This is a genomic window from Parafrankia colletiae (assembly GCF_001854655.1).
In the GTDB taxonomy this organism is placed as follows: Bacteria; Actinomycetota; Actinomycetes; order Frankiales; family Frankiaceae; genus Parafrankia; species Parafrankia colletiae.
Map to the genome: position 1 here is coordinate 1 of NZ_MBLM01000195.1, position 15,113 is coordinate 15,113.

The 15,113-nt window shown below is 68.8% G+C and carries 9 protein-coding genes and 2 pseudogenes; 7 read left to right on the plus strand and 4 right to left on the minus strand.

Annotated elements, in window-relative coordinates:
- Positions 1 to 293 precede the first annotated feature (293 nt).
- Positions 294 to 1,889: a GGDEF domain-containing protein gene (locus tag CC117_RS33840; protein WP_241830660.1), complete on the minus strand. Its 1,596-nt coding sequence runs from the start codon at positions 1,887 to 1,889 to the stop codon at positions 294 to 296.
- Positions 1,890 to 2,720: 831 nt separating this feature from the next.
- Here CC117_RS33840 and CC117_RS37770 point away from each other — a divergent pair.
- From CC117_RS37770 to CC117_RS33855, 4 genes are all read left to right on the plus strand, one after another.
- Positions 2,721 to 3,212 carry a hypothetical protein gene (locus tag CC117_RS37770; RefSeq protein WP_071092520.1) on the plus strand — a complete coding sequence of 164 codons (492 nt, stop codon included), beginning with the start codon at positions 2,721 to 2,723 and terminating at the stop codon, positions 3,210 to 3,212.
- A 43-nt stretch (positions 3,213 to 3,255) separates the two neighbouring features.
- Positions 3,256 to 3,576, plus strand: a complete 321-nt coding sequence (locus tag CC117_RS40845) for an SEC-C metal-binding domain-containing protein (RefSeq protein WP_407673639.1) — start codon at positions 3,256 to 3,258, stop codon at positions 3,574 to 3,576.
- An 874-nt stretch (positions 3,577 to 4,450) separates the two neighbouring features.
- Positions 4,451 to 9,379, plus strand: a complete 4,929-nt coding sequence (locus CC117_RS33850) for an RHS repeat-associated core domain-containing protein (RefSeq protein WP_071092522.1) — start codon at positions 4,451 to 4,453, stop codon at positions 9,377 to 9,379.
- 114 nt (positions 9,380 to 9,493) lie between these two features.
- Positions 9,494 to 10,516: a hypothetical protein gene (locus tag CC117_RS33855; RefSeq protein ID WP_071092525.1), complete on the plus strand. Its 1,023-nt coding sequence runs from the start codon at positions 9,494 to 9,496 to the stop codon at positions 10,514 to 10,516.
- A 234-nt stretch (positions 10,517 to 10,750) separates the two neighbouring features.
- Here the strand turns inward: CC117_RS33855 and CC117_RS33860 are convergent, their stop codons facing one another.
- On the minus strand, positions 10,751 to 10,960 hold the full coding sequence (locus tag CC117_RS33860; RefSeq protein ID WP_131803194.1) for a Rossmann-fold NAD(P)-binding domain-containing protein: 210 nt from the start codon (positions 10,958 to 10,960) through the stop codon (positions 10,751 to 10,753).
- 6 nt (positions 10,961 to 10,966) lie between these two features.
- Here CC117_RS33860 and CC117_RS36945 point away from each other — a divergent pair.
- A pseudogene (locus CC117_RS36945) lies at positions 10,967 to 11,569 on the plus strand (hypothetical protein); the annotation flags it as partial.
- Between the two features lie 182 nt (positions 11,570 to 11,751).
- Here the strand turns inward: CC117_RS36945 and CC117_RS33870 are convergent.
- Positions 11,752 to 12,594 carry an SDR family oxidoreductase gene (locus tag CC117_RS33870; RefSeq protein ID WP_071092530.1) on the minus strand — a complete coding sequence of 281 codons (843 nt, stop codon included), beginning with the start codon at positions 12,592 to 12,594 and terminating at the stop codon, positions 11,752 to 11,754.
- Between the two features lie 98 nt (positions 12,595 to 12,692).
- Between CC117_RS33870 and CC117_RS33875 the strand changes: the two genes are divergently transcribed.
- Together CC117_RS33875 and CC117_RS33880 are read left to right on the plus strand one after the other, a co-directional pair.
- Positions 12,693 to 13,268, plus strand: a complete 576-nt coding sequence (locus CC117_RS33875) for a TetR/AcrR family transcriptional regulator (RefSeq protein WP_071092537.1) — start codon at positions 12,693 to 12,695, stop codon at positions 13,266 to 13,268.
- Positions 13,269 to 13,712: 444 nt separating this feature from the next.
- Positions 13,713 to 14,458, plus strand: a pseudogene (locus tag CC117_RS33880) (SDR family oxidoreductase).
- 320 nt (positions 14,459 to 14,778) lie between these two features.
- Here the strand turns inward: CC117_RS33880 and CC117_RS33885 are convergent.
- Positions 14,779 to 15,113, minus strand: a 335-nt coding sequence (locus CC117_RS33885; RefSeq protein WP_157905510.1) for a transposase, incomplete at its 5' end; no start/stop codon positions are given.

The window sequence follows — 15,113 nt, forward strand, 5'->3', positions numbered from 1 at the left end:
ACGGCAGGGCCGGGTTCACCCTGCTCCGCCACCGCATCCTGCTCGGCTAACAATCCGTCACCACCGAATATGGCACAGAGCCGCTAACTTTACAGACCCCGACCTGGYAGGCCCCAAGGCCGTCGCGCGTGGTGCGGACGACATCCGCCGGATCGTCCAGGACAGCGTCGTGGACATCGTGCAGCTGCTGCTCGCGCCACGGCCTGCCCGACGCTGACCCCCCTTCCCCTGCCCGGTCTCCGAATTTCATGGGTCGTCGGTTTGCTGCCGCTGTGCGGGCGTCATGATGGCCGTCATAGGCAGGGTGGGTGGTCACCGCGAACCAGGTGGCGGTCGTATACGACGAGTCTGCCTGTCTTGGTGCGTTTCGCTGCGTACATCGCCAGGTCGGCCTGGTGGAGGAGGCTGTCGGGGCTTACTGGTCGTGCGTCGGGGTCGAGGGTGACGAGTCCGAGGCTGGCATGTGGGAGGTAGGTCCGGCCCGCGAGGTGGCACGGCGTCTGGACCGCTGCTGCGAGGCGCTGGGCCACGTGGACTGGTTCGTCTGGGCCTGAGCTGTCGATGATGACGGCGAACTCGTCCCCACCGAGGCGGGCGACTGTGTCGTTCGTGCCGATTCCAGCCCGCAGCCTGCCTGCGATGATCTTGAGAAGTTCGTCGCCGATGGCGTGCCCGAACGTGTCGTTGACCCGTTTGAACTGGTCCAGGTCCAGGCACAGAACGGACACGGCGGCCTGACTGCCAGTGGGTGTGGCGTCGTTCCCTGGCTCGATGTCAGGATCGACCTCGTGCTGCAGGCGTCGGGCGAACAGCGCCCGGTTGGCCAGACCGGTCAAGGGGTCATGGAACGCCTGATAGTTCAGCTGCTTCTCGCGTTTCCTCACCTCGGCCAGCAGACGGGTGTTCTCGGCCATAGTGATCATCTGTCGGGTGAACGCCAGGAGCAGCAGTGACACCGCGCCATACGCCTCGACCCGGTTGAGTGGCGTGCCCGCCACCAGCTTGCCAAGAGGTAACAGACTGGTCACGCCGAGCACGGCGTACGGCAGGGCGGTATGTGCCCACATCGACCGTGGGCCGGCCTCGGCCGCGGTGTGCTGCTCCACCGGTCCACGAACCGGTGCCAGGGCGGCGAGGGTTATCAGTTGGAGGGAGACGATGAGCGGAATCAGGCTCCACGCCGGGAGGTCGTAGTGCCCGTGGGCGAAGCGGTAGACGTGGATGCTGCCCGTGAGGGAGTACGCCAGCAGGCCGCCGCCCAGCAGTGCCAACGTCGTCGGGGACCGCGGTCGGCGGAACGTCGCGATCAGCAGCACAGTGGCCGCGAGAGCCAGCATCGTCAGCTGGTGGACGAGCGCGATGAGGAGCTGCACGGGGTCGGGTGCGCTCGCCCGGGCGATCGCTTCCAGTGACGTCCCCCATTCGAACAGGAGGATCGAGCCGACGATCAGTGCGCTGTCGAGCACGACGATCGCGTACCAACGGGTCAGGTCGCTGCCCCGGCCATGCACGCCCCGGCCATCAACCGGGTGGGTCGGCAGGCATAACAGCCCGGCCAGTGCCAGGCCGTAGAAGGCGATCAGGCCGAGATACTCCGAGGTCACGGAAGACCTGATCGAGTCGCCCTTCAGCAGGGTCACCGCGGTGAGGAGGGCACCTCCCGCGAGGCCGACCGCGAACATGCCGATGAGTACCCGCCATCGTCGATCACCTGCCGCGGCGTGCCGAGCACTCCAGAAGCAGGCCAGCGCGGCGGTGACCTCGGACACGAACGCGACGACGGTCGTGGCGATGACAGCCGGCCCCGGGTCGAGGAGCGCCGCGAACACAGCCGCCAGCCCGACGAGCAGCGGGCAGCCCACCAGAGCGCGGCGGAACGACCGGGGCATGTGGGACCAGCCAGCTGAACGCAGCGGGCCTGGCACAGCGTCCCCGAGTACCCGGAGCCCCGCCACCACTACCTCCGCCCCATCGCAACGTGATCTTTCGGCTGCCTGGCATGGCAGGCCGACAGCGCCTGGCCCCCAACGGACGGTGGCGCCATCTGTTGACCTGCCCGGCCCCCGTCGCCGACACACAGGGATCCGAGCTGACCGCGCTGCGGGCGCCGGCCACTTCGCGCCTCCGCTCGATGCGGCTGGCCGGTAGGTGAAACGGGTCAGCGTGGCGTCGGCGCCCACCGCCTGCACATCGTCACGCGCCCCCGCTCCGAGTAGGGAGACCTCGCGCGTGCGGGGCCGACGGGAGGCGTCATGACGACGTGCCCACTCACCGTGGGGAGACCCCCGTGCCAACGGGCGCTTAATGATCCAGATTTCAGGAAGCGCCGACACCTGGGACTCGGTGTTCGCCGCGACAAGCGCGGCGCAGGGTCAGGCCGCAGTGACGACTTGCTCCTACTCCTGCGGCGCTGGCTCCATGAACACGAGGGTCTCCGATCACGCCCTCTGTAGCCAAAACCCGCACCGGGTGGGTGTCTCACCCGAGACTGACACAGAGGGGAGCGGCTAAGCCTCCTCGGCACCGCCATCGCCGAGGTCTACAACGGTCTCGAACCAGCTGATGGCGAGGCGCTCGGGCTCGGCTGGCGGACCCTCCTGGCCGACCTTGCCTCCTGTTCCCCGGAAGCGCGGGCTGGCTGGGTCGCGCTCTATGGCGAGTCGACCGGCGCCTGGTGGCCTCCGCGGTCTTCGCTCATCACCCGAGGGCTCGCCAACGCCGTGCTGCGCAGCCCCGAGGCCGAGGTCCTCCACGCGTCCAGCGATCGAGTGACGTTCTACGACAACCAGCTCGGGACCTTCTGTGCGAACTGGGCAGCCGTCTCACTACTCGACAAGCTCCTCGACCTCGACAATCCCGACCTGTGGGGGCTGGAGGAAGCGGACTTTGCGTGCGCGGCCGAGCGCCCCCGCTTCTCCGACGCGCTTACCCGGTTCCCGGCCGCCGCCGCCTTCGTTGCCGCCGCCGGCCGGTGCAGCAGCGCCAGAACACGCCGCGCAGCCGTCGTCCTCCCCGATGAGGGAAGCGGACGGGAAGCGACCGACTGGCTCGACACCCATGCCGGAGCAGCCCACGCACCGAAGGCCGGCGGTGCCTACGCGCTTCCGGACGCGGTCAAGCAGCAGCACGTTGGTGTCCGCAACGCCTGGACGGCGCCGCCGTCGGCGGAGCTCGAGCAGTTCGTGGCAAGGTGTTCGTCGTCCCGACGCTGACGCGGCTCTCACGGGACCCGCGCCATCTCGCCGCCGCCCTCCAGTGGGCCGTCCGCAGCGTCGTCCCGCTACTTTCCCCCAACCTGCTCATCCAGTCAGACGCCGTGAACCTTCGCCGGCCGCTGGTGGGCGCGCCATCAGCCGACATCAGTCCCGGGTCAGGACAAGCTACCCACGCAGCCAGTTGGTCGAACCTGTCCGGGCTCTCCGACGAGCACGCAGCCCTGCTGAAGGACCTGTTCCCCAAAGCGGAACGGCCGCCGTACGCCGGCCGGCGCCGCCCGCGAAGCTTCGCCGCAACGAGCTCTGCTGGTGCGGCTCCGGCAAGAAGTACAAGCGCTGCCATCTCCAACCCGGCTCGTAGCCTGACAGATGGTTCCGGATCCCTGATCCCGAACAAGGTCGGCGGGACCGCTACGGCACCCGGAACGGCGAGTCCAGCGAGCCTCGTTCGTCTCGGTGCCCTCACCTGGCAGGGCCCGCCCGGTCGACATGTCGGACGACGCGGGCCGCCCGGCAGGGATGACGGCGGGCCGCTGCGCGCCCACAGGGCAGGTCACGCCGCTGTTTCGGGGCGGACGGCGCGAGGTTCGCGCCCGCGGGCCACCGCGTTGGTCGGGCCGACGCTGTCCATCGCGACACGGAACGGGGCCAGATCGCCGACTGCTGTGCCCGCGCCCCGCAACGTCACCGCACACAGTCCGGTTGCCAGGAGATATCCCGAGAAGGGACATGACCCACCGCATCCTGTTACACTGATTTCGTCACAAGGAACGTTCAAGGCGGCCTGTCGGGCGCAGCGCGCTTTACGGGTCCGTATCACCGTCATCGGGCTAAGCTGGCATTGTCCGGGCAGCTCACCACTGCCTCCCGTCAGGCCATCCAGTCGAATCGCCAAATCTGTCGTATTTCTATGAATCTGTCGGATTCCACGCCTCCGTCGAAGCCCGATGATCTTGTTTGACGTGATGACCTGTCAAATGTGATGACTCCGCCGAAGTTCGATGACCGCAGGATCGCGATTGGCGCCCGCGATCCTGCGGCGGCAGGGCGGAATCGCCTGATTTCCGAGAACCTCCGCCGGCAGTCGCGAGAGGGGCCGGAACCAGGCAAGTGCGGCCGGGTGGTCGGCATCTGGACCGTGGGGGGAGCGAAGCATGCCGTCAGTGTCCTCATTTTTCACGCAGGCGACAAATTTTGAGAGCTCGGTGTCGGGTGGCGTGGATCCCCGCACGGGCTTGTACAACACGCAGATCTCGCTCGGCGGTCTCGTGGGTAATTGGAATCTCGGCCCGTCGCTGCCGCTGGTGCTGAGCTATTCACCGCTCAACGGTGCTGACCTGGGGTTCGGGCTGGGTTTTGCGCCGGGGCTGACCGTGTACGACACCGACGACGCCCTGCTGGTGCTGTCCTCGGGCGAGCGCTACAAGGTGTTCGAGAGCGAAACGGACGTGGTTCTGCAGCAGCAGCGGCTGGAAACGGTCCGCGTCACCAGGGACGAGGACGGTAATTTCTACAAGATCGTTCACAAGTCCGGCGACGTGGAGATCCTGACCGGCCCGCAGAACGCCTACAGCCGCAAGGTGCCCACCGCGCTGCTGACGCCCGCCGGCCGCGGCCTGACGCTCGGGTGGGACTTCGGCGGCGCACAGCCGCGCCTGCAGGAGATCCAGGATGAGAACGACACGCTGCTGACCGTGGATCTGTCGGATGACGCCAGGCACGTCATGCATGTCCTGCCCGGATGCTCCGAGGGTTACGACGTGGAGTTCTGGTTCCAGAACGACCAGCTGTGGAAGGTGCGCCACCTCGGGCTCGGCGCGGACGAGCCGCTGGAATGGCTCCTCTCCTACGACCCGGTGGGTGATCAGGGGGAGTGGGGTTCCTGGCTCACTGGCGTGAGCAGGCCGGGCGGGATGTCCGAGACGGTCTCCTACACCAGCGACGGCCACCAGTTCCCGCAGAGCTGCGACCTGCCGCCGCTGCCCTTCGTGGTCCGGCTCGAACAGGATCCGGGCGGTGGGCAGCCGGCGATCGAAGCGACCTACACCTACACCTCCAACAATTTCGTCGGCGGCTTCTCCGGCGCGAGCTGTGACGCAGGCTCGGACAACCTGTACGGGGTGCTGGCCGGCTACACGTATGGTTCCACGGAATCCCGGGCCTGCCAGGGCCAGACCAGGACGATCACCCGGACCTACAACTCGTACCATCTCCTGACGGACGAGATGACGGCCCAGAACGGCTCGTCCCGGCTGGTTCACACCGACTACTACRCGCAGATCGGCCAGTCGTTCGACGAGCAGCCAGCCCAGTTCCAGCTTCCGCGGCAATGCACGGTCACCTGGACCGATCCGGCGGGTGACAGCYGCAGAGAGGTCACGACGACCAGCTTCGACGAGCAGGGCAATCCCGAGAGCCGAACCGATCCGGACGGATGCCGGACCGACTGGACCTTCTACCCGGCGGGCGGGGGTGGTTCGGCCTGCCCGCCCGACCCCAACGGGTTCACCCGCTGGCTGAAGAACGTCACCCGGACGCCGCCGACCACCGAGTTCGACGCGCCCGCCCTCGCGGTCTCCTACCAGTACACGTTGTTCACCACCCCGGATCCGCGGGTGAGCACCGTCGTGCTGAAGTCCACCGAGACGCGGTCCGCCGGCACCCAGGAGCTGTCCGAGGCGGACTTCCGCTATGTCACCTCGGGTGCCGAGTTCGGCCGCCTCCAGACCCTGACGGGCCGCGAGATGCTGGGCGGCGACGGCGGCAACCCGTCCGTGACCGTCGAATCGACCCACACCTTCGCCTTCTCGACGGACGGCGAGGCACTGTCCCAGAACCACACGGTGGCGACCGGTTCCGGGCTCACGGTGACGCGGTCGGAACGGCGTTCACGGTTCACCGGGCGCCTGTGGTCGGCTACCGACGCGCAGGGCAACGGCGTGACCGTGGCCTATGACGGGCTGGGCCGCCTGCGCAGCCGCACGGTGAATCCGGGGACGTCCTACCAGGCGGAGGAGACCTGCACCTACGAGCTGGGCGGCGCCGCGCCGTTCGTGGTGACGTCCACGTCCCCGATGATGTCCACCGACGGGGATGAGCCGGGCTGTCAGCTCCGGACGAGCCTCGACGGCGCGGGCCGCCCGATCCAGCGGGAGCGCAAGGCCGTCGACGGTGACGGTGGCTGGTACGTCGTCCAGCGGATCACCTATGACGAACAGGGCCGCACCTCGTCGATCACGGACCTGGACCACCTGCCCGACGGCAGCCAGGGCGGCACGCGGACCGAGACCTTGATCTACGACGACTGGGGCGAGGTGTCGGCCGCGGATTCCTCCGACGGCTCCACCCATCTCACCTGTACCGATCCGATCGCGCTGACGTCCACCGCCCAGCTGCTGGGCAACGGCAGCCCGGTCACGGGAACGGCGGTGACGACCCACAACCTGCGCGGCGAGCCGGTGCGGGTCGAGCGGTTCGACCTGCGGGGGGTCTCCAGGGGTTCCCGGACGCTGGACCGCGACGGCTGGGGCAGGGTGCGCCGGGAGACCGACGAGGTCCAGAACACCACCCACTACGACTACAACCCGCGCGGCCTGCTCACCCTGACCACGCTGCCGGACGGCACCGGGGTCTCGCGGACCTACGACGTCTCGCGCGGGGCCGGCGGCCTCGCCACCGAAATCGCCGTCGGTGGTCTGGCCGCCTACGGCGAGCAGACCTTCGACCAGCTGGGCAGGCTGATCGGCACCAGTTCCGGCGGCCGTACCTGGCGCTACGACTACACCCGCGACAGCGACGTCGTCCCGGCCGTGGCCACCCTGCCCGACGGGCAGCGGCGCAGCTACACGGTCATCCCCGAACTGGGCGAGGCCCTGGCCCAGGTCCAGGCCGACTCCGTCACCCAGTACCTCACCCCGCACGCCGTGACCGGCTTCCTGACCGAGGCGCGGGAGGGCGAGGTCACCATCACCCGCGGCTACTATCCGTCGGGGCTGCCGTGGACGGAGACGATCACCCGGTCCGGCCAGYCCGACACCACCGCGACGTGGCGGTTCACCCTGGGCGGCGACGAGTACAGCTACACCGGGGTGGACGGCGTGACCCGGCAGACCACCCGGGACGCACTCGGCCGGTTCCAGGAGATCACCGACCCGGACCTGCAGGTGTCGGAGCCGGCCTACGACGCCGCGAGCCGGCTGATCGGCTGGACTGTCAGGGACCGCCGGTCGGGCTTCACGCTGACCTCCGCGCTGACCCTGGACGACCTCGGCCGCGAGGTGGGACGCGACCTCACCTGCGACCCGGTGGACACGGGCGGCACCGAGGTCTGGAAACAGACCCAGGAATGGCAGGACAACGACCTCCTGCGCGCCAGGAAGTCGTACCAGGGCTCCGCGCTGGTACGCGACGAGACCTTCAGCTACGACAGCCGCAACCGGCTCACCGGCTACAYCTGCCAGGGGTCACTCCCGCCGCTGGACGAGCACGGCCGCCAGATCGCCGCGCAGACGTTCAGCTACGACAGCTACGGCAGCATCACCGGCTGCCAGACCCAGTTCTCAGGCGGCGGCGCCGACACGGCCACCTACCACTACGGCAACGCTGCCGACCCGTGCCAGCTGACCGGTATCAGCCGCAGCAACCCCTCCACCGAGACCGACCTGGTGTACGACGCGGCCGGGCGGCTGACCGTCGACGACGCCGGGCGCGTCCTGCGCTACGACCCCCTCGGCCGCCTCCAGTCCACCGACCAGGCCGGCACCTACGGCTACGACTCGCTCAACCGGCTCCTGACTCAGACCACCCAGGACGGCCGCACGAGCGTCCTGGCCTACCGCGGCGAGACCCTCGCCACCGTCACCGAGGACGGCCAGGCGGCCCGCCTCCTGCACCTCGGTGACGTTCCCGTGGCCCAGCACCGCCCGGGAGAGCAGCCGCCGACCCGCCTTCTGGGGGTGGACCGCACCCAGACCGTGCGGCTGGCGGCCTCCAGCGCCCAACGGGACCCATACGCCTACACCCCCTACGGTCAGCGCCCGACACAGCCAGAGCTCACTGACAGCATCCTCAGCTTCACCGGCCAGCGCACCGACCCGGTAACCGGCTGCTACCACCTGGGTAACGGCACCCGCACCTACAACCCCGTGCTGATGCACTTCACCACCCCCGACCCGCTCAGCCCTTTCGGTGGCGGCGGCATCAATCCGTATGCCTACTGCGCCGGCGACCCCATCAACCGCATCGACCCGTCCGGAAACCTCAGCTGGCAGGCCTGGCTCGGCATCGGCCTCGGCGTCGCGGGGCTCGCCCTCACCGTCGTCACCGGCGGCCTGGCGATCGCCGCGGCGGGCGGCGTCTTCGCGGCCCTCAGCGCCGCCTCCACCGCCACGCTCGTCGTCGGTGCCCTGGGTGTCGCCTCCGACGTCACCGCCATCGCCAGCGGCGCCCTGGAGAAGGCCTCGCCGGAGGCCTCGTCCATCCTCGGCTGGATCTCGCTGGGCACCGGCCTGCCCGGCCTGCTCGAAGCCGGCGCCACCCTGGCCCGCACCGCCGGCAGGCTCGGCGAACGCGGCCCGGAACTCGCGGGAGAGATCGAACGCGGCGACCGCGTCCCCGACCCCGCCTTCTCCCGATACCTCCGCCGCACCTACCCGACGATCGTGGAGCAGCCGGAAGGCGGGCCGCTGATCGTCCAGGCGCCCCGCCGGATGCAGGACGAGTACAGCAACATCAGAGGGTTCCGGCGCATGCCCCTCTCCCAGTACCGGAACGCGATCTGGACCACCGAGTTCCGGGTCACCGCGACGACGGTCGAGGACGCCGCCAGACGGGCGCAGGGGCTGGCCGACACGGAGGAAATCCACATCCTGTCCGGAACGCACGGTGAACGAACCGGGAATCGAACCGCCGGGCATCTCGACCGGAGATTCCTCAGGGAGGACAGAGCCACCGCGGACGCGATGAACGGAGAGCGCAGGGGCGCGACCGTGCAGGTCCACAACATGCGCCGGATGAGACCGCGCCAGCTGGAGGAAATCCTGCGGCGTYCCAACGCGGAGATCATCGTCGGATTCTGCTACAGCCGCAACGACCGGCAGATCCGGCAGATTCTGGGCCTGGAGCCCACCGTCTCGTTCACCCGGACGAGGACGCGCTGGGATTAGGGGCCGCAGGCTCGCCCACCGCCTCGACTGTCTGCCTTCTCGCGCGCCCGGCCGCGGGCGGGCGCGCGACGAAAACCGTACACACGTCACCCGGCGACGCAAAGGAGAGCCCACATGACCGAATGGGCGGGAGTGTCCAAACTCTCGGTGATCCTGGAGACCGGCGGCCAGGCCTCCGCCATCTACGCGAACGGCCGAAACCAGGTCGCCGTGACCATCAGCATCAAGCCGACCGACGAGAAGAACAACACGTACTACGGGGCCATCTCCTGGCCAGACCGGGTGAACCTCGTCGACTACGTCACCGGGACGAAGCTCAACTGGAAGGGCAGCACCGACTGGTGCTTCACGAACGAGGAGGACCAGTACTTCCACCACGTCCCCGGCGGGAGCCGGGCCGCCGAACCCGAGCTGCTGGACGACGGGACCCAGCAGTTCACGTTCTACGTGACCGCCCGGCCGGGGGTCAGCCAGAAGTCGATCGCCGCCTGGGTCAAGACGGACACCGGGAAGATCTACCAGACCACGCAGGGATCGGGCACCTTCGAGGGGAAGGTGGTGCTCAACCCGCTGGTGGCCCTCACCCACCGGAAGTCGGACGTCACCTGGCGCTACTCGACGACCCCGACCCAGTACGGGGACGACACCAGGTACGTGACCACCAAGGCCTGGAACTACTATCTCTCGCTGAACTCCTCGGACAACTATTTCGTCACCTTCTCGGTGTCGGGCTACTGGAGTGACGACGGTTACGAGGGCTTCTTCGCGAGTGACATCAAGCCGGACAACCGCCACAAGAACTTCTACGGCGCCTACGTCTGGCCTCGGGAGCCGCACGAGAGCGCCTACTACTCAAGCGACGGGTACGCCGGGCAGATCGTCAACTTCCCCGTCGGGAACAACTGGTGGGACTATGCCAGGATCTACGACCTGCCCTATCCCGAACGGTACCTGTGCTTCACCTGGGTGCACGCCACCACCGGCGGCAATGGCTGGCACATCCCCAACGGGCCGCTCACGACATGGCGGGAGTACTACGATCCGACGATCACCGCGTGGGACATGTACGGCAACATCGGGGAGTTCAAGATAGCCGGCAGCGGTGTCGACGACGGGATAGAGCTCGACGACCGTTAGTACTGCGGATGTTCTGGACCAGGGCATGTCCCCGCATCCGGTTCGGCAGGGAGGCCGACGACGAGCGCAGAGCCCCGAGGGGTACACGCTTCACGGGTAAGGCCCCCGGCCTTACCCGTCGGCGGCTGTGACCGCCGCTCGCCGCTGGTCCGGGTCGGCGTGTGGACGTGGGGACCGGCAGCCCGGCATCGTGGGGGTGCGCCCGTCCGGATGACCCGGCTGACTCGGCGGCGTCTACGGCCGCAGGCCGATCAGCCGCCGGGCCAGCCGCCCGTAGGCCGGCCAGGGGAGCAGGGCGTGCAGCGCGAGCTTGATCCAGGCGTCGGTGCCGACGGGATGGCGCAGGCGCCGGCGGGGCCGGGCGGCCAGAGACGCGACCAGTTCCGCGACCTCGTCGGGGTCGCGGAGGTGGTGGGCGATGTACTCGCCGTAGAACGCGCGCAACCGGACGAAGAGATCGCGAAGTCGCGGCCGTCGGAGCACCAGCTCCCGTTTGCGACCTGGAGCCTGTCGAAGCTGGCGGAGTTCCTGGTCGCCGAGGGGGTGGTCGACGACATCAGCCATGAGGGCCTGCGCACGCTGCTCCGCGAGGAAGGTGTCACCTTTCAACGCCTGAAGACCTGGAAGGCCAGCACGGATCCGGAGTACGAGACGGAGAAGGCCCGCGTCGAACATCTCTACGCGATCGTCGACGTCCAGGTCAGTGCCGAGGTCGGCAAGCCGACGGTGGTGTTCTGCATGGACGAGTTCGGCCCGCTCAACCTCCAGCCCGCCCCGACGGCAGTGGGTCGGGGTCTGGGGGAAGCAGGCGGATGCCAAGCGGGGACCGCGACGGCGGCTGCGGGCCACCTACCGGCGCRCCCAGGGAGTACGCACCTAAGCTCGCCAGCTCGCCAGCTCGCCAGCTCGCCAGCTCGCCAGCTCGCCAGCTCGCCAGCTCGCCAGCTCGCCGCCCTGCGCTACTTCGCGCTCGACGGCACCGACCACCGTGCCCAAGCCAGCATGATCCGCCGCCACATCATCTGGCGGAACAACCACACCCAAGATCATTAATTCAAGCGGGTCGTGGACCGGGCCAACGTTGCCTGACGCGGCAGTCGGCCACCACCGCCGGGACGGGCGGGATCGTCTCGCTCGAGGCGAGGCGGATGACTGCTGGTAGATGGCGTTGTCAAGGGTCCGCGACGAGGAGTGTGTCCTTCGGGTCGAGCGTGGTGGCCGGTGTGGGTGATTCTTTAGTTCCTCGCCGCGAACAGGTCGACCTGGCCTGTCGAGACTGCGGCGATCGCGCCTCCGTCGACGAGGAGGTCGGTTCCGGTGATGAACGAGGCGTTGTCCGACAGGAGGAAGTCGACGGCGGCGGCGATGTCGTCCGCCGAGCCGAGCCTGCCGGTGCCGGAGGCCGCCACCATGGCACGCATACCCGCACCGGACTCGCTCGCGAGCTCCTGCTGTCCCATCTTCGTCGAGATGACGCCAGGACTGATCGAGTTGACTCGGGCGCCTCGTGCGCCCCATGCGTTGCTGGCTGAACGCACCCGCAGCTGGTTGGCTCGCTTGGCGAAGGAGTAGGCATAGCCCGCATGCGGGAAGGCATCTACCGCCGTAGCCGGCAGGTCGAGCAGTTCCTCGGTGGCGGTGTTGGCCAGCTGCGCCTCGATCTCGCGGGGTGGCGGGGGAGCGAGGTAGCCGGACATGCTCGAGATAACCACGCCGGCGCCGCCCACGGCGATGACCTCGGCGAACGCGTCGAGCACCAGCGCGGTGCCGAGCAGATCGACCTTCAAGATCGCGTCGACCGGTGCCTGCGTGGGGGAGAGACCTGCGGTGTGGACGACGTGCCGTACCGAACCGAGGGCCGCGGCGGCCCGCGCGAGCGCGTACACGGACTCCCGGGACGACACGTCCACGACCTGGGCAGTCACCTGCTGGCCCTCGTCGCGGAGGTTCTCGGTGGCGGCGTTCAGCGCCGTCTCGTTGTAGTCGGCCAGCAGCACCGTCTTGCCCGTACCGATCCGGCGGGTGACGGCGATACCCATGCCGCCGATGCCGATGACCACCAGAACCTCGTTCGGCATGCCTCACGCTCCTGACGTCCATTATCGAGACGACCGGTCTCGATGATGGGCGACTATACGCCCGCGATCCGGGTCGGGTCGCTCCCTAGACTCAGTGGATGACAAGGGGGCGCCGGCGCAGTGAGAGCTCACGGCGGGCGATCCTGGATGCGGCCCGTGTCCTGCTGCTCGAACACGGATACGAACGGTTGACGATCGACGCCATCGCCGCCCAGGCCGGCGTCGGCAAGCAGACGATCTACCGCTGGTGGGGCTCGAAGGGCGCCGTGGTCGCCGATGCAGCACTTGCCGGCGGGCTCGTGCCACCGCTCATCCCCTTGCCTGACACGGGAGACATCGAGACCGACCTGCGCGCCTGGCTGCGGGCCTGGACCGAGCATCTGGCTTCCGGTGTGGGCAGGAGCCTCATCCTCGCCCTCACTGCGGCCACGGCCGAGGACCGTGCCGTCGCCGATGTCCTCTACGAGCGCTTCACCGGACCCCACGAGCAGCTCCTGCGTGACCGCCTGGACAGTGCCTGCGCGGCGGGTCAGCTCGGGTCGGAGGTGCCGGTCCCGACGATCGCCGGCGTGCTGATCGGTTCCCTGCTGTATCGCGTCCTCAGCATGCAGGCACCGCCGACAGCGGACGACGCCGACATGGTCGTGCGCCTGGTGCTCGCCGGAGCCGCCTGATCCAGGCCCGTGAACATGACCCAGGACGTACCGGACCCCCCACGGGCGTGGGGAGGAACCCTGGATCGCGTCCGCCCTGGAACCGCTCGTTCAGGGCGGCTGACTGCGTCTCGCGCAGGTCGGCGTGGGAGTGATCGAACCGATCCTCGGCATCGGCCAGCCGGGTCAGCGTCTCGATGGCTGAGCTCACGGGTCAGTCCTACTGTTCGTGTTGGGGGTCGAGTCCGACAAACGGCACCTAGTGCGTATCATTATTGACGACCGGCAACGGCGCAAGAGGAAGGTCGGTGTCCGCGCTGGACGCGGACACCGAGCGCGCCGTCCGGTGATCGCGTGTTTCGAGGCGCTGGCGGCGGCACGCGCCGACGCCGCGGCCCTCGGCTACGAGACCCGGATCCGCTATCCGCGGCTCGCGGGACTGCCTACAGAATCGGAGTGCGGGCGATGAGAGTTGTGGTGGTCGGAGCATCGAGTGGCCTCGGCCGGTGTATAGGCGTCGACCAGGGCCAGCGCGGCCACAAGGTGGCGCTGCTCGCCCGCCGGCAGCACCGGTTGGTCGAGGCGGCCGAGGAGGCTGGGCCGGGCACGCTCGCCATCGCCTGCGACGTGACCGACGAGGAGTCCTGCCAGGCGGCGATCGAGGAGGCAGCCGCGGGCTTGGGCGGGATCGACGCCATCATCTACGCCAGCGGGATCGGGCCGCTCTCACGATTCGAGACGATCGGCGCCGCCACCTGGCGTAAGGCGTTCGACACCAACGTGATCGGTGCTGCGCTGATCACTGCCGCGGCCCTCTCCTGCCGGGAAGCCTCAGGCGGCGTGGCGGCTACCTGTCCTCGGTGAGCGCGTCCCTGACGCCGCCCTGGCCGGGGTTCGCGGCCTACAACGTGAGTAAGGCCGCGCTTGACAAGCTCATCGACTCGATGCGCGGCGAGCACCCGTCGGTGGGCTTCACCCGGATCATCGTCGGGGACTGCGGCGGCGGCGAAGGTGACTCCATGACCGAGTTCATCGCGGGCTGGGACAGGGAGTACGCCGGGGAGGTTCACCAGATCTGGGCGCAGCGCGGCTACACGGCCGGCACGATGCTCGACGTCGCCGAGCTGCTGCGGGTAGTCGACGTCGTGCTGCAGTGCGGCGGAAACATCCCCTCGGTGGCCGTGACCCCGCGCCAGCTGGCCTCCACCTGACGGCGAGACAGGAACCTGAACCACCGGAATCACGACTGGGAGAGCACCAATCTGCGCAATCGCTCCGCGTTGGGCTAGCCAACCGCGGTCGGGAGCGCACACCCCCGGCACCGCCGCAGCCTCACTCTCTGCACCCCTCTGTACCCCTCTGCGTCCCGCGACCCCAGGYCGCTGCCCGGCGGCCCCGCCCCTGCTGCACCACTGCGGCCTCGGCGGCGCAGTACACAGGACCGCAGATGCCATCTGGCATCCAGTGCCACGGCTGGCGTCAGGTGCCCGATGCCGGCCGACGGCGACGGCGAACTCATTAAGAGCGTGTCTCACGTCGAGTGCGGGAGTTTCTTCCAGCAGGTGATCGCGGCGGCGAGGCAGAGGAAGCCGAGGAAGTTCCGGCCGTTGCGTTCGTAGCGGACGGTCAGCCGGCGGTACCCACCCAGCCAGGCAAGCGTTCTTTCGACTTTCCACCGGTACCGGCCAAGGCGTTCGACGCTGTCCACACCTCGGCGGGCGATACGCGCCACGATGCCACGCCGGCGCAGGAAACGCCGCAGTTCCGGCTGGTCGTAGGCCTTGTCCGCCCGCAGCTTGTCCGGTCGGCGTCGCCGCGGCCCGCGTCGGGAACGGATCGCCGGGATACTGGCCACCAGTGGGACGA

Excerpts from the sequence above, each read along its gene's own strand:
- CC117_RS33840 (WP_241830660.1), bottom strand. The coding sequence starts at position 1,889 with ATGCCCCGGTCGTTCCGCCGCGCTCTGGTGGGCTGCCCGCTGCTCGTC.
- CC117_RS33870 (WP_071092530.1), bottom strand. The coding sequence starts at position 12,594 with ATGCCGAACGAGGTTCTGGTGGTCATCGGCATCGGCGGCATGGGTATC.
- CC117_RS33875 (WP_071092537.1), top strand. The coding sequence starts at position 12,693 with ATGACAAGGGGGCGCCGGCGCAGTGAGAGCTCACGGCGGGCGATCCTG.
- CC117_RS33855 (WP_071092525.1), top strand. The coding sequence starts at position 9,494 with ATGACCGAATGGGCGGGAGTGTCCAAACTCTCGGTGATCCTGGAGACC.